This window comes from Ralstonia sp. RRA (assembly GCF_037023145.1).
Lineage (GTDB): Bacteria > Pseudomonadota > Gammaproteobacteria > Burkholderiales > Burkholderiaceae > Ralstonia.
On sequence record NZ_CP146092.1, the window covers coordinates 1,086,019 to 1,106,161 of the forward strand.

14 protein-coding genes are annotated in these 20,143 nt (G+C 64.3%); 4 read left to right on the plus strand and 10 right to left on the minus strand.

From position 1 onward, the window contains the following. Nucleotides 1–41: 41 nt before the first annotated feature. The gene (gene cls / locus V6657_RS23035; RefSeq protein WP_048935817.1) at nt 42–1,478 is read right to left on the minus strand and encodes a cardiolipin synthase; all 1,437 of its coding nucleotides are present in this window, start codon (nt 1,476–1,478) and stop codon (nt 42–44) included. Between the two features lie 251 nt (nt 1,479–1,729). On the opposite strand from cls, the gene V6657_RS23040 reads away from it, so the two are divergent. Further along, entirely contained in the window at nt 1,730–3,436 is a 1,707-nt protein-coding gene (locus V6657_RS23040) for a phospholipase D-like domain-containing protein (RefSeq protein ID WP_048935818.1), read from the plus strand. Nucleotides 3,437–3,535: 99 nt separating this feature from the next. Here V6657_RS23040 and V6657_RS23045 read toward each other — a convergent pair whose 3' ends face one another. After that, nucleotides 3,536–3,676 (minus strand): entericidin A/B family lipoprotein, encoded by a 141-nt coding sequence (locus V6657_RS23045; RefSeq protein ID WP_048935819.1) that lies wholly within the window; start codon nt 3,674–3,676, stop codon nt 3,536–3,538. 314 nt (nt 3,677–3,990) lie between these two features. Between V6657_RS23045 and V6657_RS23050 the strand changes: the two genes are divergently transcribed. Then, a complete protein-coding gene (locus V6657_RS23050) occupies nt 3,991–5,559 on the plus strand; it encodes a methyl-accepting chemotaxis protein (protein ID WP_048935820.1) in 1,569 nt (522 codons plus the stop codon). 94 nt (nt 5,560–5,653) lie between these two features. Here V6657_RS23050 and V6657_RS23055 read toward each other — a convergent pair whose 3' ends face one another. The 3 genes from V6657_RS23055 to V6657_RS23065 all read right to left on the minus strand — a co-directional run bounded on the left by V6657_RS23055 (nt 5,654) and on the right by V6657_RS23065 (nt 8,261). Further along, entirely contained in the window at nt 5,654–7,081 is a 1,428-nt protein-coding gene (locus V6657_RS23055) for a bifunctional diguanylate cyclase/phosphodiesterase (RefSeq protein WP_048935821.1), read from the minus strand. A 76-nt stretch (nt 7,082–7,157) separates the two neighbouring features. After that, nucleotides 7,158–7,316 carry a hypothetical protein gene (locus V6657_RS23060; protein WP_160315315.1) on the minus strand — a complete coding sequence of 53 codons (159 nt, stop codon included), beginning with the start codon at nt 7,314–7,316 and terminating at the stop codon, nt 7,158–7,160. Between the two features lie 36 nt (nt 7,317–7,352). Then, the gene (locus V6657_RS23065) at nt 7,353–8,261 is read right to left on the minus strand and encodes a flagellar brake protein (protein ID WP_048935822.1); all 909 of its coding nucleotides are present in this window, start codon (nt 8,259–8,261) and stop codon (nt 7,353–7,355) included. Between the two features lie 169 nt (nt 8,262–8,430). Between V6657_RS23065 and V6657_RS23070 the strand changes: the two genes are divergently transcribed. Then, complete coding sequence (locus tag V6657_RS23070; protein WP_248694636.1) at nt 8,431–8,874, plus strand: GtrA family protein; 444 nt, start codon at nt 8,431–8,433, stop codon at nt 8,872–8,874. Here V6657_RS23070 and V6657_RS23075 read toward each other — a convergent pair whose 3' ends face one another. Next, the gene (locus tag V6657_RS23075; protein ID WP_048935824.1) at nt 8,875–9,354 is read right to left on the minus strand and encodes a hypothetical protein; all 480 of its coding nucleotides are present in this window, start codon (nt 9,352–9,354) and stop codon (nt 8,875–8,877) included. Nucleotides 9,355–10,026: 672 nt separating this feature from the next. Between V6657_RS23075 and V6657_RS23080 the strand changes: the two genes are divergently transcribed. Continuing rightward, complete coding sequence (locus V6657_RS23080; RefSeq protein WP_048935825.1) at nt 10,027–11,385, plus strand: diguanylate cyclase; 1,359 nt, start codon at nt 10,027–10,029, stop codon at nt 11,383–11,385. 97 nt (nt 11,386–11,482) lie between these two features. On the opposite strand, the gene V6657_RS23085 is transcribed toward V6657_RS23080, so the two are convergent. The 4 genes from V6657_RS23085 to V6657_RS23100 all read right to left on the minus strand — a co-directional run bounded on the left by V6657_RS23085 (nt 11,483) and on the right by V6657_RS23100 (nt 20,103). Next, complete coding sequence (locus V6657_RS23085; protein WP_048935826.1) at nt 11,483–12,046, minus strand: acyloxyacyl hydrolase; 564 nt, start codon at nt 12,044–12,046, stop codon at nt 11,483–11,485. A 265-nt stretch (nt 12,047–12,311) separates the two neighbouring features. Beyond that, nucleotides 12,312–13,844, minus strand: coding sequence for an AdeC/AdeK/OprM family multidrug efflux complex outer membrane factor (locus tag V6657_RS23090; protein ID WP_048935946.1), 1,533 nt, complete (start codon nt 13,842–13,844; stop codon nt 12,312–12,314). Then, on the minus strand, nt 13,844–16,951 hold the full coding sequence (locus tag V6657_RS23095) for a multidrug efflux RND transporter permease subunit (protein ID WP_048935827.1): 3,108 nt from the start codon (nt 16,949–16,951) through the stop codon (nt 13,844–13,846). Before V6657_RS23095 ends, V6657_RS23090 begins: the two co-directional genes overlap by 1 nt. After that, nucleotides 16,948–20,103, minus strand: coding sequence for an MdtB/MuxB family multidrug efflux RND transporter permease subunit (locus tag V6657_RS23100; RefSeq protein WP_048935828.1), 3,156 nt, complete (start codon nt 20,101–20,103; stop codon nt 16,948–16,950). The genes V6657_RS23095 and V6657_RS23100 overlap by 4 nt, the downstream gene beginning before the upstream one ends. Nucleotides 20,104–20,143 lie beyond the last annotated feature (40 nt).

The window sequence follows — 20,143 nt, forward strand, 5'->3', positions numbered from 1 at the left end:
GTTGTGGCGCTCCGCTTCTTGCGGGTGAATTCGAAGCGCGACTACAGGATCGGTGCGAACAGCTTGGCTACGTGCATGATCACGCGGCGCATCGGGTGGGCGCGCTCGTATTCGTCGCGGCCGATGCGGGTGGCTTCCGCAAAGTCGGCTTCGAGCATGTGTGCAACGTCGCTGGCGAAGCGGTGGTCGGCGGTCATGACCATCACCTCGAAGTTCAGGCGGAACGAGCGGTTGTCGAGGTTGGCGCTGCCCACGGCGGCCGCGTCGTCGTCGATCAGCACAACTTTCTGGTGCAGGAAGCCGGGCAGGTAGCGGTAGATTTTCACGCCCGCGCGGATGGCCTGATGCGCGTACAGCGTCGAGGCCAGGAACACCACGCGGTGGTCTGGCCGCGAGGGGATCAGGATGCGCACATCCACGCCGCGCAGCACGGCCAGACGCAGCGCGGCAAACACGGCCTCATCGGGAATGAAATACGGTGTGGTGATCCACAGCCGCTTGCGCGCCGACTGGATGGCCTCCATGAAGAACAGCGAGCAAGTCTCCTGCTTGTCGGCCGGGCCGCTGGCGACCACCTGGCAGACCATGTCTTCCACCGGACGCTGTTCGGGCACGATCAGTTGCGGCACCTCCTTCGCTGCCCAGTACCAGTCTTCGGCAAAGGTGAGCTGCAGGTCCATCACCGCCGCCCCAACGATCTCGATATGGGTATCGCGCCACGGCGAGAGTGGCGGCTTTTCGCCCAGGTACTCGTTGCCCACGTTGTGCCCGCCCACATAGGCGCGCTCGCCATCCACCACCACCAGCTTGCGGTGATTGCGGAAGTTGAGCTGGAAGCGGTTGACGAAGCCCCCGCGCGTGGCAAATGGCTTGGCGTGGATGCCGCCCTCGATCAGGCGCTGCACGTAGTGGCGGGGCAGGGCGTGGCAGCCGATGCTGTCGAACAGGAAGTACACGCGCACGCCGGCGCGGGCGCGCTCAAGCATCAGCTCCGCTAGGCGGCGGCCGAGCGTGTCGTCGTGCACGATGAAGAACTGAACGATCAGTACGCGCTTGGCCTGCGCGATGGCCGCGAAGATGGCGTCGAAGGTCTCCGCGCCGTTCACCAGCAGACGCACGCGGTTGCGCGACAGGCAGGGCATGCCGGTCAGGCGCGGCAAGGCCTGCATGCTCGCGTGGTGCGGTTCGACGACGGAGGATTCGTGATCGCGCAGGCGGCGCCAGTCGTCTGACAGCGTGATCTCGCGCAGGCGGGCGTTGTGGAAGCGGCGGGCGTCCACGTAGCCGGCAAAGGTGCTGCGTCCGAAGATCAGGTAGGGGATCAGCGTGAACTCGGGCAGCGTGACCAGCGAGATCGCCCAGGCAATGGCGCCCTGCGAGGTGCGCACGGTGAGCACCGCATGGATGGCCGCGAGCACGCCCACGCAGTGCACGAGGAAGAGGAAGGTGGCAAAAAACGCGGTGGTACTGGTCGGCATCGAAGAAGGAGAAAAAGGCCGGGGCCTGTCCTCTAGTCAAACGTGCTCGCGTTTGACTAGGACAGGCCCTGCGCCCGGCACACACGACGATGTGCGCATTCTGACATGCCCCGAGTGGCGTCGGACAAACACGGATACAGTGGCGCCGTACGGCTGGCGTAGTCTCGCCAGACATGAAGGCGGGGCACGCCGCATGCTGATGTGCAGATGGCGTCCTGTCGACCAACGGTAGCAAAAGAACACCATCGAACATGCAAGGGCACCCGCAGATTCCATCGTGCACGACTTGCCGCGCTTGGCTGGCTTTGTTTGCGTGGGTGGCTGCGCTGTGGCTGGCGGGCTGCGCCAGTCTGCCGGAGCATGTGGATCGGCCTGTCAGCAAGGCGCTGCCCAATGCCGAGTCGGCCACCACGCTCGGGCGTCTGGCACAAGCTGCGGCGCCGTCGGCGGATGTGTCCGGCTTTCGGCTGATCCCCTCCGGGGAGGAGGCCTATGCCACGTTGCTCACGCTGGCTGACCGTGCAGAGCGCACGCTGGATCTGCAGTACTTCATCATCGCGAGCGACAACTCCGTGCGCGAGCTGATGCGCCACGTGCGGGCAGCCGCCGAGCGCGGCGTGCGCGTGCGCATGCTGGTCGACGACCTCCACAGCGATGGGCGCGACCTCGCCTTCCTCAAGTTTGCGTCGCACAAGAACATCGATGTGCGGCTGTTCAACCCGTTTCCGGGCGGCCGCATGTCGAACCTGACGCGCTACCTGAGCGGTGTGGCCGAGTTCCGCCGCGTCAACCGGCGCATGCACAACAAGGCGTTTATCGCCGATAACGCGCTGGCCGTCACGGGCGGCCGCAACCTCGGCGCGGAATACTTCACGCAGGACCAGACCACCAATTTTGTCGACCTGGATGTGCTGGCAGCCGGGCCGGCGGTGCGGCAATTGTCGGCCGCGTTTGATGCGTACTGGAACAGCGAATTCGCCTATCCCGTCGAGGCGCTGGCGCCCGAACCGAGCACGGCACACCCGCCTGAGCGGAAAGAAGGCAACTATCCGCCGCCGGTGACGATGCCGGATCAGCCCGCCGCGCTGCCACAACACATTGAGGTGCCCACACGGCCCATCGACATGGATGCCGCACCCGGCCAGCAGGGGCCTGTACCGACGCTGGCGGGGCAGCCACCGGCGCAGACCGATGCATTGCCTTTGCGCCCAGGCACACGCGACTGGTTTCTGGCGGATCAGATTGCCCGCAACCGCCTGCGGCTCGCATGGGCGCCGGCACGGGTGACGGTCGATCGCCCGGCCAAGGTTTCTGGCGATGACGTTACCCCCGGCGAGGAGCGCGTCGCCCGAACCCTGCTGCACGAGATCGACCAGGCTCAGCGCGAGGTGATCCTGATCTCGCCGTATTTTGTGCCGGGTGTGCGTGGCATGGCGGTGACCAAGGGCCTGCAGGAACGCGGCGTGCACTTGCGCGTGCTGACCAACTCGCTGGCTGCGACCGATGCGCCCATCGTGCATGTCGGCTACGCCAAATACCGTAGTGCGTTGCTGGATGGTGGCGTCGAACTCTATGAACTGCGTCCGACGCTGGGTGATCGACCGAAGATGTTCGGCACGTTCCGGTCGGCGCAGGCGAGCTTGCACGTGAAGTCGGTCATTGTTGACCGCAGTACGCTCTTTGTCGGGTCGATGAACGTGGACCCGCGTTCAGTCGGGCTCAATACGGAAACGGGACTGATCATCCACAGCCCGGTTCTGTCACAGGCGGTGGCGCGGTTGTTCGACGCGGCGATCCGAAGCAGCGCTTACCACGTGACCCAGGCGGATGGCCACCTGCGCTGGACCACCTACGAGAACGACAAGGAGATCGTCACCGACCACGAGCCAGACGTGAGCCTGGGCCGGCGCGTGTGGATTCAGATGCTGGCGCCGTTCACGCCGGAAGAGCTGCTGTAGACGGCGTGCAGGGTGCATAAAAAAACGCCACGATGTGTGGCGTTTTTTTATGCAGCGTCTTTCAAGTCTGGCGGGGTAATCGTCCCGGCCAATCCTGCATTACATCTTCTGCTTGGTGTTGTCCGCAGCGTTTTCCAGCTTCTGGCCACCCGACTGGATGTCCTTGCCCACACCAGCCATCGTGTTGCAACCGGCCAGGACAGCGCAGCCCAGGGCCACCAGTGCAATCAGTTTCTTCATCTTGATCCCCTTGTGAGTAGTGCGGCCTACCGCGCGATCTCGCACGGTTTCGCAGGATTGCCCACCCATTTGGTGGTGCAGACCGCATTTTAGTGCCACCCCGCGCACGTGGGGTGCGTCGGGGGCATCTTTTTGACAGTCTTTCATATCACTTGCGGCGTATCCCGGACATTCGTGAGGAGGGCCTCTACTTCCGCCGCCCCCTGCCGTTAGGACATTTCAGGAGTGAAACGGGTGCCAGACAACCGGTGTGTCGAAGCCGGGAAAAGAGCACAAGACAGCGCCTGACGGCCAACCATACGGGGGGAATACATATGTGGAAGTGGATGGACACGAGCATTCGGACGCGATTGACGATGCTGGTTGCGGTGTTTGCCGTGATGATCGCGGTAGTGGGTTTTGCGGGCATCTCCACCGGCCGGGCGACGAATGACGACCTGCGTGCCGTGTACCTGGAAGACGCCAAGGGGCTCGACCTGCTGGCCAAGGACACCATCAACCTGCTGTGGGCGCGCATTCACCTGACCAATTTTGATTCGGTGTCGTCGCCGGAAGACCTGAAAAAGCTGCTGGCCGATGCGCACACGATGGTCAACACGGCCAACGACGCGTGGGCCGAGTTCATGAAGCTGCCGATTCCCGACGCCGATCGCGCCCAGTTGCAAGCCGCCGACGCCGCGCGCACCAAGTTCGTGAAGACGGCGTTGGAGCCTGCCATTGCCGCGCTGGAGCGTAGTGATCTCACCACCTACCGTGAACTGAACACGACCCAGGTGCCGAAGCTGTTTGTCGACTACGACACGGCGCTGGGGCCGCTGGTTGGCGCGCGCTTCAAGTACGGCAAGACGCGCTTCGACAACTCGCAGTCGCGCTATGCCATGAGCATCTGGATTGCGGGCGGCCTGCTGGCTGCGGCGCTGGTGCTGTCGGTGGTGGCGCGCAGTGTGCTGGGCCGTACGGTGGTGCGTCCGCTGGAGCGCGCCATCCAGGTGTTCGAACGCATGGCCTCGGGCGACCTGGCCACGCGCATGGAAGGGCAGACCACGGCCGGCCGTCGCGATGAAACCGCGCGTCTTATGCATGCCGTTGCCTCGATGCAGACAAGTCTGCAACAGATCATCGGCCAGGTGCGCACGGGTTCGGACTCGATTGCCAGCGCCACCAAGCAGATTGCCGCCGGCAATGCCGACCTGTCGCAGCGCACGGAGCAGCAGGCCAGTTCCCTGGAGGAAACCGCTTCCAGCATGGAAGAGCTGACCAGCATCGTGAAGCAGAACGCCGACAACGCCCGTCAGGCCAGCACGCTGGCAGTCAACGCGTCGGACATCGCGGTCAAGGGCGGAGAGGTGGTAGGCCGTGTCATCGAGACGATGACGGGCATCAACGACAGCAGCAAGAAGATTGCCGACATCATTGGCGTGATCGAGGGCATCGCCTTCCAGACCAACATCCTGGCGCTGAACGCAGCAGTGGAAGCCGCCCGCGCCGGCGAGCAGGGCCGCGGCTTTGCCGTGGTGGCCGGCGAAGTGCGCAGCCTTGCGCAGCGCAGTGCCACGGCGGCCAAGGAGATCAAGGAATTGATCGGCGACTCGGTGGGTCGCGTGCAAAACGGTTCGACCCTGGTGGCCGAGGCCGGCACGGTGATCGAGGAAGTGGTGGTGGCCGTCAAGCGCGTGACGGACATCATGGGCGAGATTTCTTCCGCATCGGAAGAGCAGAGCAGCGGCATCGAACAGGTCAACCAGGCTGTCACGCAGATGGACCAGGTGACCCAGCAGAACGCTGCGCTCGTGGAACAGGCGGCGGCCGCTGCAGAGTCGCTGGAGGAGCAGGCGGAGGCGCTGCGCAGCGCTGTTGCGGTCTTCCGCACGAACCACGCTTGAATGCCGCGCGCCTGAACGGTGCGCTTGAGCCTTCAACAACAACGCCCTTCCGTTTGCGCGGAAGGGCGTTGTTTTTGCAGGGGCGCTTTACGCCCTAAGGCATCAGATCGCGCGCGCGCTCGGCAATCACGCCTTGCGTATCGTCGATCCAGCGTGCCGGAAACGGTTGTGACAGCAGGTAGCCCTGGATCACGTCGCAACGGCAGGCACGCAGCGCTTGGAGTTGTGCCGCCGTTTCCACGCGTGTGGCAGTAACGGGCACACCGGCAGCGTGGGCGGCGGCCACCAGTTCTTGCAACGCGCCGTGATGGTGGGCATCCGCCACGGCGCTGACGACGCCCCGGTCGAGCTTGACCTGATCGGGGCGGTAGGTCTCCAGACACGCCAGGCTGTGGGCCGTTGCCCCAAAGTCCTCCACGGCTACGCGCGCACCGCATGCATGCAGTGCGTCGACGGCCTGACGCGCCGCGCCGTTGACACGCAGCAGTGTGTGCTCCGACACCTCGAACACCAACCGCGTGGTTGGCACCGCGTGGCGTGCCGCAATGTCGCGCACGACGTCGCTCAATTGCGGGTCAAGCAATTGCGCCACCGACAGGTTGACCGCCGCATGCACGCTGGACTGATGCCGTGGGCCGCCACGGCCAGGCCGCTCCGACTCCTCACGCTGCAGGCCGGCGAGCATCTGGGCGGCGTTGTCGAGCACCCAGCGGCCTACCTCGCGGATGTCACCGGTCTGTTCCAGGATTGGCAGGAAATCGGCCGGCGCCACGCCGCCCAATTCGGGCGAGATCCAGCGCAAGAGAAATTCGTAGCCGACGATCCTGCCGTCGGCCAGGCTCAATTGCGGTTGCAGGTTCAGGCTGAACTGGCGGCGTGCCAGCGCGTGGCGTAGCTGCGCCGCCAGGCGCGGATGTTCGGCGGCGGGGTCGGTTGCCGGGTCCGTCGCTGCTGCGCCGTCGGTACGTGGCGGCATTGCGGCGGGGGCGTACAGTGCGGGGCTTTGCTCGCCGCCGTGCTGCACATGATAGAGCGCACGGTCTGCCTGTTCGATCAGCCGTGCGGCTTCCGTGGGCGTGCTCTCGAACAGCGTCATGCCGATGCTGCACGAGCAGACCAGCTCGTACCCCTGCGCAATGAACGGCCGCGTGAGCGCTGCGGAGATACGTCGTGCGAGATCGTGTACGGCTTGCGCGGAGGCAAATTCAGCCGAGGCAATGGCAAAGGTTTCGTGGCTCACGCGCCCAACGATCGGGGCATTGCCATCGGTATCGGGCGTGCACAGCGCCTTGAGGCGCGCCGCACATTCAACAATGACCGCACGTGCCGCAAGGGGCCCCAGCGTGTTGGTCGCCTCGGCAAAATGATCCAGTCCAATCAGCAGCAATGCGCCGATCGCGGGCGCGGCACCGGACCGCGCGGCATGTGGCATCGCTGCCAGCAGGTGGACGAATCGTTCTCGGTCCGGCAGCTCGGAGATGGGATCCAGACCCGATGGCGCGACAGATGTTGCGCGACTCATAAATAGGGATCGTCTTGCAAATGCCTTTGAAACGGAAATGCACGGGTTTGCCCATGCCGTCAATTGTGTAACGTTGTTACGGCAAACCTTTAGGCATCATAAGCCCAAACCCGGCGCGGGTGGCCGACTCCCGGTAGGTTTTCGCAGGAGCCACTTGCGCCGTTTTTATAAATTTAGCTTCAATTAATTCAGATAAAAGTGCAATTGATATCAGTCTTGCTGTGTTCTTGTGCATGCGGTTTCTCACTGTCGCGGCAAGCATGCGACCGGCTTACACCATGCGCTGGCCACCCCACAGCAATTGCTCGTAGATGAAGCACTGCAGCAGCATTTTTTGCGCCGCTACCAACTCGATGAACTCCACGCCGTATTGGTACGTGTTGGGCAAATCGGCGGGCTTCTCGCTGCGGATGAGCGTCGCGGCCACCAGCTCTGAGTGGTAGTCGCGCGTCTTCACACGAAAGCGCAGACGTGCGGGCGCACCGCTGACTTCCAGCCGATGCGCAGAGCGGAATGACGCCCCTGTCGTGCTGATGTCGGAGATATGGATCATGCGCGGCGGCTCGCCGCTCACCAGCATCTTGCCGACCACGTTGGTGCGCACGCGCAGCGATTTGCGCAACGTGCGGTTCTTGATCCGCCGCGGCGGTGACAGCACCACGTATTCAAAGGGGATGCGACACACCGCCATCACCGTGCATTCGAAACTGGCGATGCCCTCGCCCGAGAACGCATGGATCTCCAGCAGTTCGTCCTTGACGGGCATGACCGCGCGGCCGCTGTCGGTCGGCATGGTGATGAGCAGGTGGCGCTGCGGGCTGTAGCCCATCACGCGCGCCGCTCCCTTGCTTTGCCCAGCGCCTGCTGTCAGGCGTACGGTGAGCATGCCGCCCGGGCGCAGGCCCAGCAGCTCCATGGCGATGTTGCGTTCTCCGTCGGGGTCCTCACCCACCATGTCGGGGAACACTGTGTTCGGAAACTGCGTGTTGGCAAACGCGGGCGCCGGCTGCGGCGAGCCATCCGCCTGGCGATGCGGACGATGCAGCGTGAACAGCAGATCGATCTCCTCCAGCGAGTGGATGACGTCGCCTTTGGGTACGAGCAGTTGCCCGTCGGCGTCCAGCATCGGCCACGGCAGGGGGATTGCAAGCGGAATGTCGAGAGGTTGAAGTTCAAGCATGGCAATGGCGCACCCGCACCCGCGCGGGTCCCACGACTTTATACGGCCAAATGTCACGCAACTTTAAGCGCAAAGCGCACTTGGCGTCGCTTCTGGCTCAGGTGGGCACAAGAGTTGCACACACGGTTGCTATGATCCGGCGCAGTTTTCCATCCACAGCAGGCGCGGCGTGACGACAATCTCTCGGCGGGGTTTTGGGGCGATGGTGGAGCAGTTCGCGCGCTACGTCGTGATTGGCGGCGGCGCGACGCTTGCGCACTACGTTGTGCTATTCGGGTTGGTGCAGGCGGGAGTGTCGCCCTGGCGGGCGTCGGTGGCTGGCAGCGTGATCGGCGCCACGCTCAACTACTTCATCAGCCGGCAGGCGGTGTTCAACAGTACGCGCGGGCATCTCGGCGCAATATTGCGATTTGGCGTGGTGGCGCTTCTGGCGCTGGGGTGCAATGCCACCATCATGGCGATCGGCTTAGCGCTCGGGCTGTATTACCTCGTCGCGCAGATGTTTGCCTCGGCCATCACCGCGGTCTTCAACTTTCTGGTGCACCGGCACTGGACCTTTCGCGATGCGGCGGCCGTGGGCAGGCCGAGCAGGCCGCCCCGGCCGTCAGCGTAATCAGTGCCGGCTGGCGGCGCTGCGCAGGCTCGGGGGGCTTTCGGTGGTGAAGGTGACTTCGCCGATGCTGTCGGCGGGCGGGATTGGGCCATCGTCGCGCAGGCGCTCGACGACAAGATGTACGTCGATGATGTCGGCCACACCCGCGGCCTCGAGCGAGACAAGTGCGGCAAGCTGCGCAATGGCAAACGTATCCGCAAGCAGCGGTGTGTCGTCATGCAGATCGCCGGCAATGCGTGTGGGTTGCGCGACGTCCGCAGCATGTGCGGGATGCTGCGCCGCATCTCGGGCGCGATAGGCGAAGTACGCATCGGCAAAGTGCACGCGGTGTGCGTCAAATACACGCACGGCCGCGGTGAGGGCATCGTCGATCCAGACCGGATCAATGGGCTGGGTGCCCTCAGGCCCGTCGGGCAGGCCCGCCAGCTTCAAGGCGTAGCGGTGCGTTTGCGTGCCGGGGGCGACAAAACTCAATTCCATACAACCTCCACCTGCCGCGCGCGCCGTATGGACGCGCGTCGGCTCGCCGTGTTCACTCGCCCCCCGAAGCGATCTTCAAGAATAGTAATGGAGCGCGCCCCCTTTTTGCGCGACTTCGTTCTTCTGGATGAGCGCCTAAGGCTTGTCTGCAAGTGGAGACATCCACAATGTGGAGAATCCTGCGCGTGTATCAGGCAAACGGTTGCGGCGCGCGTGGCATCCTTTCGACCTAACCAAATGGTTAGCTGCTCTGCGCGAGGCCTGGGTGTAGAGTTGTCGGATGTCCGGCGTCGCCGGGCGGCTGTCGACAAACGACAGCGACAAACGCTGACGGGAATGACGCGGGGCGCGTTTCCTTCGCGTCGACTTCGAGTACGAGGGGGCCAGAGTGAGCATGGTCCATGTCCCCTCGCGGGAAGGGATTGCCCCGTTAACCAGCGGCTTCTATAGTCCGCCTCGATTCGCGCGCATGCAATGCGCGCGGACCGGTCTGCCAGCCACCGCCGGTGTTGCAGACCACGAGACCGGTTACGGGGATCACGCCGACCGCCACAGCACCCGCGCTATGTGCCCAATCAAGCAAACCATTGCGTTGTCGGGCACGCTGGGGTGGGACGGCCGTCATCACATCAGCCACCCCCGGGACTGCCGCATTCGCGAAAATGCATCGCCATGCTTGAGGACCACCACTTGTACAAGGCTGCGATCGAACATTCGCCGATAGGGATTGGCCTGTGCGCGCCGGAGGGTCGATTCCTCGACGTGAACCGTGCGCTGTGCGCGCTGACAGGCCATGAAGCGCAGACGCTGCGCACGCGCGGTCTGTTCGATCTCTGCCACCCCGATCACACCGAGCGCGCGCGCGATAGCGTTGAAGCGCTGCTCTCCGGCCAGCGCGAAGCGCTGTCGATGGAAACCCGCTTCGTGCGCCAGGACGGCAGTACCGTGTGGGTACAGGCCGATCTTGCGCTCGCACATGAGAGCAGCGGCGCAAATACAAGCAGGCATCTCATCGTGCAGGTGCAGGACGTGACTGCGCGGCGCTTGGCGCTCGAGTCATTGCGTGCTTCGGAGCAGCGCCTGTCTTATGTGCTCGATGGCGCTGGCCTTGGCACCTTCGATTGGTCGACGCGGGCGCGGCACGTGTCGTTCAATCGCCGTACGGCTGACATGCTCGGCTACGATCCCGACGAATTGCCCAACGATCCCGACGCATGGTTCTCCATGGTGCATCCGCAGGATGCGGCGTTGAGCGCTCGGCGCATCTATCGCCATCTGCGCGGTGATGTCGAGAGCTTTGAGATTGAGCAGCGCATTCGCGCAAGCCACGGGCAGTGGATCTGGATTGCCGCGCGCGGCCGTGTGACCGAGCGTGATGCACGCGGCATGGCGACACGCGTGAGCGGCACGCTGCTCGACGTGACCAAGCGCCGTGCCATGCTCGACCAAGCGCATCATCTTGCGCTGCATGACCCGTTGACCGATTTGCCCAACGCGCGCCTGTTGCGTGACCGGTTGTTCGTCGCCATTCAAGCGGCACGCCGTGCGCGCGGCCAGGTGGCCGTTGTCTTTATCGACCTGGATCGCTTCAAGCCCGTTAACGACGAGTATGGTCACGGCGTGGGCGACCTCGTTCTCAAGGCCACCGCCATGCGCTTGCGCAGTGGCCTGCGTGCGTCCGACACGGTTGCCCGACTGGGGGGCGATGAGTTTGTTGCCATCCTCACGCATTGCGCCACGCGCGACGATGTGGAGCAGACGCTCGAGCGCCTGATCAATGAACTGCAGGCGCCGTTCCGCGTGGAAGGCCATGTGTTGTCGATGGGCGTGAGTGCCGGTGTGGCGCTGTACCCAGCCGACGGCCACGACGCCCAGACGCTGATCCGCAATGCCGACGCCGCCATGTACGAGGTCAAGCGTGCCGGCGGTAACGGTTTTGGTTTCCATGCGTCGCTCAACTACGAGCGCTTGATGGGCATGCGATCGCGCGATCGCGACCACGATCTCGACGGCGAAGCTGACGCGCGCTGATCTGGCGTCAATCCAGCGCGCAAAAACAAAACGGCCCGCCGCAAGGGCAGGCCGCTTTCACCAAGCACTGGGGCGGGCATCAGCCCGCTCACACCACTCAGAACGTGTAGCGCAGGTACAGCTCGTTCAAATCCGTACCCGGGTTCGGGCGCTTGATCGACGCGTTCGAGAGGTGCTCGAAGCGGTAGCCGACCTGGAACTGTTGCTTGCTGCCGAAGGCCACGCCCACGCCGATCATGTCGGAGAACTGGAAAGCCGTGCTGAAGTTGTGCTCGTCCGACGTGCGGGTGTGCGACAGCAGACGCGGGCCAACACCAGCCTCGATGAACGGCACCCACGAACCGCCGCGCTTTTCAATGCGGAACAGCGGCGTCACGCCAAACTCGGTCAAGTTCTGGCGGTTGGTGCCCTTCGTTGAGCGCCATTGGCCCAGTGCCACTTCCCAATCCAGGTTCACGAACCAGCCTTCCGGGTTGCCCCAGTGGAAGCCCGAATCGAAATCCAGATCAACGCCGTACTTCTCGATGCCGTGGCGATTGTCCTTACCGTAGATGACGCGCACAGACGGATCGGCCTGGGCGGGCAGGGCAGCGAACAACGAGGCGGCGCCGAGTGCGGCAGCCATCAGCTTGGCGGAGCGGGGAAGTGTCGATCGGGTCATCGGAGAGAGAGCGGCAGAAGCGATTGTGCAGCGCGCGATTACGGCAACGGCAGCGGCCGGCCACGCGCGCAGCGGACATGGCGGCAGACAAACAGACGACCGTGACTGCGATGGGTCTAACGCAATTTACGCGCCCAACGCAATCAGACTAGGCTTAAAAAATTCTGACGATTATAGGGGGAATACCCGCGCCGCGGGTGCGACCCTACATGCAAGGGGATATTGCCGGCGGCGAAACGTCAGCCACCGGCAACGGAGAGGGGATCTACTGCGCAACCGGCGCAGAAGCCGGCTGCAGTGCGGCCTGCCCAACGACCGGTACTTCACCGTGCCAGCCGCCGCCCAGCGCCTTGACCAGCAGCACCGCTGCCGAATATTGCTTGCCCTGCAGGGTAAGCAGCGTGCGCTCGGCGTTGTAGGCGGTCCCTTGTGCGGTGATCACGTCGAGGAAGCTGACAGTGCCCGCGCGGTAACGGTTGAGATAGAGTTGCGCGGCCTCTTGCGCGGCCTTGACCGCATCGGCCTGCACGTCGAACTCCTGGGTCTGCCAGCGCAGGGCTGCCAGGTTGTCTTCAACGTCCTGGAAAGCGCCGAGCACGGTTTGGCGGTATGTGGCCACCGAGCCATCGTAGGCGGCACCGGCCTTATCCAGGGCCGCCGAGCGTGCGCCACCATCGAACAGCGTCGCGGCCAATGTCGGGCCGATCGACCAGATGCGGCTGGGCAGCGTTGCCAGGTGCGTGAGCGTGTTGGCCGCAAGGCCAGTCGAAGCACCCAGCGTGAGGGTCGGGAAGAAGGCCGCCTTGGCGACGCCGATCTGCGCGTTGGCGGCGGCCATGCGGCGCTCGGCAGCGGCCACGTCGGGGCGGCGCTCCAGCACGGCAGACGGAATCTCCAGCGGAATATTCGGCAGCGCCGGTAGCTCATACACGTTGGTCGCCTTTGACGGCGCCAGCGAGAACGCTGCCGGCGGCTTGCCGATCAGCACGGCAATCGCATGTTCGAGCTGGGCGCGTGTGACTTCGGTATCCAGCAATAGCGCCTGCGCCTGCTTGAGTTGCGTTTGCGCGGTCAGCACGTCAGAGCGCTGCGCCACGCCCACGGCGTATCGGTTTTCCGTGAGCTTCAGGAAACGCTCATAGTCGGCCACCGTGCGCTGCAGGACCGCCTTCTGCGTATCCGTGACCCGCAATTGAAAATAATCCTGCGCCAGCGTCGCCTGTGCCGAGAGCAGGGCGGCGGACAGGTCTCCCGCGCTGGCTTGCGCGCTGGCCTTGTTGGATTCAACGTTGCGGCGGATGCTGCCCCACAGATCCAGCTCCCAGCTTGCGTTGAGCGAGAGGCTTTGTGAGTTCTGCAGGCTTGGGTTGCCGACCGACAGGCTGCCGTCCGGGTTGACGGTGGTGCGCACCGAGCGGCTGCGCGTGGCCGAGGCACTCGCACCCAAGGTCGGAAAGAACGATGCCTGCGCCGATTGCACCAGCGCCTGCGCCTGGCGGTATTGCGCCTCAGCCACCGCGATGTTCTGGTTGGCGGCGGCCACCTGTTCTTCCAGCGCGTTCAGTTGCGGGTCGTTGAAGATCTCCCACCACTTGCCGCGGGCGATGGCGTCGCTCGGGTTGGCGACCTTCCAGTCGCCGGCTTCCTTGTACTGCTGCGGCACCTCGGTGTCGGGGCGCTTGTAGTCGGGGCCGACCGCGCAGGCGGTCAGCAGTGCGCAGGCAGCCAGCGCCGGCGCACTCAACAACGTGCGCGGCAGCAGGCCGGGTGTGCGGTGGGCTTGATGGCCTCTTTTCATCATGTCGAGCTTCCTTGCGAACCCAAAGAGGGCAACGGTGTGTCTTTCGTGCGGCCGGCGCGGCGCAGGCGCAGGCGGTCCAGCGCCAGGTAGACCACCGGCGTGGTGTAGAGCGTCAGGATCTGGCTGACCAACAGGCCGCCGACGATGGAGATACCCAGCGGCGTGCGCAGTTCGGCACCGTCGCCGCGGCCGAGTGCGAGGGGCAGGGCGCCCAGCAGCGCGGCCATCGTCGTCATCAGGATTGGCCGGAAGCGCAGCACGCAGGCGTGGAAGATGGCGTCGGCCGGGCTCATGCCTTGGCTGCGCTCGGCCTCCAGCGCAAAGTCGATCATCATGATCGCGTTCTTCTTGACGATGCCGATCAGCAGGATCACGCCGATCAGCGCGATGATCGAGAAGTCCGTGTCGGTAATGATCAGCGCCAGCAGCGCCCCCACGCCTGCCGACGGCAGCGTCGACAGGATCGTGATCGGGTGCACGTAGCTCTCGTACAGCACGCCCAGCACGATGTAGATGGTGATGAGCGCAAACAGGATCAGCACCGGCTGGCTGGAGAGCGAATCCTGAAACGCCTTGGCGGTGCCCTGGAAACTGCCGTGCACGGAGGCTGGCACGCCAATGCGGTTCATCGTGTCCTGGATCTCCTGCGTGGCGGTGGACAGCGACGCCCCGGGCGCCAGGTTGAACGAGATCGTGCTGGCCGCGAACTGCCCCTGGTGGTTGACCGCCAGCGCCGTGTTGGTCGGCTCGTAGTGCGAGAAGGTGGACAGCGGCACCTGCGCACCGGACGACGTGATGACGTAGATATCGCGCAGGCCTTCCGGGCTCTGCCAGTACTGCGGCGCGGCCTCCATCACCACCCGGTACTGGTTGAGCGGGTTGTAGATGGTGGACACCTGACGCTGGCCGAACGCGTTGTTCAGCGCATTGTCGATGTCGCTCGGGTTGATGCCCAGCGACTTGGCCTTGTCGCGGTCGATCACGAGCGTGGTCTGCAGGCCTTTGTCCTGCGTGTCGGTGTTGACGTCCGTCAGCGACTTGGCCTGCATGAGCGCCTGCTTGATCTTTGGATCCCAGGTGCGCAGCTCGTCCAGGTTATCGGCCTGCAGCGTGTACTGGTACTGCGCATTGCTGGCGCGGCCACCCACGCGAATGTCCTGCACCGATTGCAGGAACAGCGTGGCGCCCGGCTCCTGAGCAAGCTTGCCGCGCAACCGGTTGATGACCTGATCGGCAGAGAGCTTGCGCTCGGCCAGTGGCTTGAGCTGGAGGAACATCTGCCCGGTGTTGCGCTGGCTGCCGCCTGTGAAGCCCACCACGTTCTCCACCGCCGGGTCTTGCCGCACGATAGTGATGAAGTCCGTCAGCTTGGTCCGCATGGCCTGGAACGAGATCGCCTGGTCAGCCTGGATGAAGCCCATCACACGGCCCGTATCCTGCTGCGGGAAGAAGCCCTTCGGCACGATGATGTACAGGTAGACATTCAGGCAGACCGTGGCAAACAGGATCAGCAGCGTGAGCCAGCTATGGCGCAGCGCCCATGCCAGCGAGCTGCGGTACATGTCGAGCAGGAAGGTGAAGAAGCCTTCGGTCTTGCGGTGGAACCAGCCGTATTCCTCCTCGTTGGCGGGCTTGAGCAAGCGCGCGCACATCATCGGCGTGGTGGTGAGCGAGACCACCAGCGACACCAGAATGGCCACCGACAGCGTCACCGCAAACTCGCGGAACAGCCGGCCGACAATGCCGCCCATGAGCAGCAGCGGAATGAACACAGCAATCAGCGAGAAGCTCATCGACACGACCGTGAAGCCGACCTCGCGCGCGCCCTTGAGTGCCGCCTGCATCGGCCGCATGCCGTTCTCGATGTGGCGCGAGACGTTTTCCAGCACCACGATGGCATCGTCGACCACGAAGCCGGTCGCCACCGTCAGCGCCATGAGCGACAGGTTGTCGAGGCTGTAGCCGCACAGGTACATCACCCCGAAGGTGCCGATGAGCGATACCGGCACCGCCACGCTCGGGATGAGCGTCGCCCGCACGTTACGTAAGAACAGAAACACCACCATGATCACCAGCGCAATGGACAGCACAAGCGTGCGTTCCACGTCCTTGAGCGAGGCGCGGATGGTGGGGGTGCGGTCCATCATCACGTCCAGGTTGATCTGGGCGGGAATGGTGTTGCGCAGGTAGGGCAGCGTCTCGTTGATGGCGTCGACGGTGTCGATGATGTTGGCGCCAGGCTGCCGGCTGATGATGAGCAGCACCGAGGCCTTGCCGTTGGCCGAGCCGTAGTTGCGGATGTCCTGCACGCCATCGGTGACTTCTGCCACGTCGGACAGCCGCACCGGGGCGCCTTTGTTGTAGGCGATGATCAGCGGCTTGTATTCGGCAGCTTTCTTGGCCTGATCATTGGCAAAGATCGTCCACACGCGGTCGCCGTATTCGACCATGCCCTTGGGCCGGTTGGCGTTGGTGGCGGTGATGATGGTGCGCACGGTCTCCATTGAGATGCCGTACTTGTTCAATGCCGTCGGGTTCAGCTCCACACGCACCGCAGGCAGCGACGCGCCGCCGATGGTCACCTGGCCCACGCCCGAGATCTGCGACAGCTTCTGCGCCAGGATGCTCGATGCCGCGTCGTACAGCTCGCCGCGCGACATGGTGTCTGACGTCATCCCGAGGATCATGATCGGCGCATCGGCCGGGTTGACCTTGCGGTACGTCGGGTTGCTCGGCAGACCAGACGGCAGCAGGCTGCGCGACGCGTTGATGGCGGCTTGCACATCGCGCGCCGCGCCATCGATGTCACGTGACAGATCGAACTGCAGCGTGATGCGCGACGAGCCCAGCGAGCTGGACGACGTCATCTCCGTAATGCCGGCGATGCGGCCGAGCGAGCGCTCTAGCGGCGTGGCCACGGTGGCGGCCATCGTTTCCGGGCTAGCGCCGGGCAGCGAGGCACTGACTGAGATGGTCGGGAAATCCACCTGCGGCAGCGGCGATACCGGCAGCAACCGGAATGCCGCCATGCCCGCCAGCGCCACACCAATGGTCAGCAGTGCCGTGGCAACCGGCCGCGCGATGAAGGTGGCGGACAGGTTCATGACTGGCCGCCCGGTTGATCGGCGTCCGGTGCGTTGTGGCCGCCGCGCGCATTGCGCCCAGCGCGGCGCTCACGCCAACCGCGCAGGCGCTCGCCCAGGCCGTCAAACGCCAGATAGATGACCGGCGTCGTGAACAGCGTCAGCACCTGGCTGAACAGCAGGCCGCCCACCATCGTGATGCCCAGCGGCTGACGCAGCTCCGAGCCCACACCCGAGCCGAGCATCAGCGGCAGCGCGCCCAGCAGGGCCGCCATGGTCGTCATCAGAATCGGGCGGAAGCGCAGCAGACACGCCTGGTAGATGGCGTCGCGCGGGGCCATGCCTTGCTCGCGCTCGGCCTCCAGCGCGAAGTCGATCATCATGATCGCGTTCTTCTTGACGATACCGATCAGCAGGATGATCCCGATAATGCCGATGATGCCCATGTCCTTGCCGGCAATCAGCAAGGACAGCAGCGCACCCACGCCAGCCGAGGGCAGCGTCGACAGAATCGTCACCGGGTGAATCGTGCTTTCGTACAGCACGCCCAGCACGATGTACATCGTGATGATGGCGGCCAGGATTAGCCAAAGCTGGTTCGACAGGGCCGCCTGGAATGCCAGGGCCGCACCCTGGAAACTGGTCGCCATGCTGAGCGGCAGGCCGATTTCCTGCTCGACAGCCTTGATGGTTTCCACGGCCGCGCCCAGTGATGCACCCGGTGCCACGTTGAACGAGATGGTGGCCGACGGGAACTGGCCCTGGTGGTTGATGACCAGCGAGCCCGGTTGTTCGACCACCGTGGCAAAGGCACCCAGTGGCACCTGCTGCACAGGTGATCCATTGCTGGAGGGCACGTGCAGGTCATACAGCGATTGCGGGCCGGCGTGGTGGTTCGGATCGTTCTCCAGCACTACCCGGTACTGATTCGACTGCGTGAAGATAGTCGACACCAGGCGTTGGCCATAGGCGCTGTACAGCGCGCTGTCGACCGCTGCCATCGTGATGCCGTACACCGCTGCCTTGTCGCGGTCCACTTGCACATAGGCGCGCAGGCCGTTGTCCTGCAGGTCGCTCGCCACGTCGCGCAGTTCGTGGGTCTGCTTCAGGCGCTCGACCAGCTTGGGCACCCATTTCGACAGGTTGGCAGGGGCCGGGTCTTCCACCGTGAACTGGTACTGCGTGCGGCTGACGCGGTCTTCAATCGTCAGATCTTGCACCGGCTGCATGTACAGCGAGATACCGGCCACCTTGGCCAGCTCGGGCTGCAGACGCTGGATGATCTCGCTCGCATCGGCGTCGCGCTGGTCCTTCGGCTTGAGGTTGATCAGCATGCGGCCGCTGTTGAGCGTGGTGTTCGTGCCATCCACGCCAATGAACGACGACAGGCTCTCCACCGCCGGGTCTTTCAGCACCACCTCAGCCAGCTTCTGCTGGCGCTCGGCCATCGCCGAGAACGAGATCGACTGCGACGCATCCGAAATACCCTGGATCACGCCCGTGTCCTGCACCGGGAAGAAGCCTTTGGGCACCACCACATACAACACGCCAGTCAGCACCAGCGTGCCGATGGCCACCAGCAGCGTGCTCTTCTGGCGGTCGAGCACCCACTGCAGCATGCGGCCGTAGTGCGCGATCACGTTGTCGAAGAAGGCGCCAGCAGCGTGGTAGAAGCGGCTCTGCTCGGCTTCGGGAATATGCTTGAGCAAGCGCGCGCACATCATCGGCGTGAGCGTGAGCGACACCACCGCCGAAATCAAAATCGACACCGCCAGCGTGATGGCGAACTCGCGGAACAGCCGCCCGACTACGTCGCCCATGAACAGCAGGGGAATCAGCACCGCAATCAGCGAGAACGTGAGCGAGATGATGGTGAAGCCGATCTGCTTGGAGCCCTTGAGCGCGGCCTCCATGGGCGGGTCGCCGTCTTCAATGTAGCGGGCGATGTTCTCGATCACGACGATGGCGTCATCCACCACAAAGCCGGTGGCAATGGTCAGCGCCATCAGCGTCAGGTTGTTGATCGAGAACCCGGCCATGTACATCACGCCAAAGGTCCCCACCAACGACAGCGGCACCGCCGCGGCTGGAATCAAGGTGGCCGGCACGTTGCGCAGGAACAGGAAGATCACCATCACCACCAGCGCCACGGCCAGCATGAGCTCGTGCTGCACGTCCGTGACGGAGGCGCGGATGGTGCTGGTGCGGTCGGTCAGCACGGCAACGTCCACGTTGCCGGGCAGGGTGTCCTTGAGTTGTGGCAGCAGTGCCTTGGCACGATCCACCACCTCGATCACGTTGGCGCCTGGCTGGCGCTGTACGTTCAGGATGATGGCGGGCGTCGCGTTTGCCCAGGCGGCCAGCTTGCTGTTCTCAGCACCGTCGACGATCTGCGCCACGTCCGACAGGCGGATGGGTGCGCCGTTCTTGTAGGCGACGATCATCTTGCTGTACTCAGCAGCCGACTTGAGCTGGTCGTTGGCGTCAATGGTGGACGCGCGCATCGGGCCGTCAAAGCTGCCCTTGGCGCCGTTCACGTTGGCCGTGCCGATTGACGTGCGGATGTCGTCGATCGACAGCCCCAGCGCCGCCAGCGCCGACGTGTTGGCCTGGATTCGCACCGCTGGCCGCTGCCCGCCACTGATGCTCACCAGGCCAATACCCGGCAGCTGCGACAGCTTTTGTGCGATGCGCGTGTCGACCAGGTCTTCCAGCTTGGGCAACGGCATCGTGTTGGAGGTGATCGCCAGCGTCAGGATCGGCGCATCCGCCGGGTTGACCTTGCTGTAGATCGGCGGCATCGGCAGGTCGTTCGGCAGCAGGTTGCCGGCGGCGTTGATGGCCGCTTGCACTTCCTGCTCACCAATGTCGAGCGACAGCGACAGATCAAACTGCAGCGTGATGACCGAGGCGCCGCCCGAACTGGACGACGTCATCTGCTTCAGGCCCGGCATCTGGCCGAACTGCCGCTCCAGCGGCGCGGTGATGGCTGACGTCATCACATCCGGGCTCGCGCCCGGGTACAGCGTGGTCACCTGGATGGTCGGGTAGTCGACCTCGGGCAGCGCGGAGAGCGGCAGCATCCGGTACGCCACCAGGCCCGACAGCAGGATGGCGACCATCAGCAGGGTGGTCGCCACGGGCCGGAGGATGAAAATTCGTGAGGGATTCATGCCAACTCAGAACAGAAGACTTCGTCAGGCGAGTGCGCGA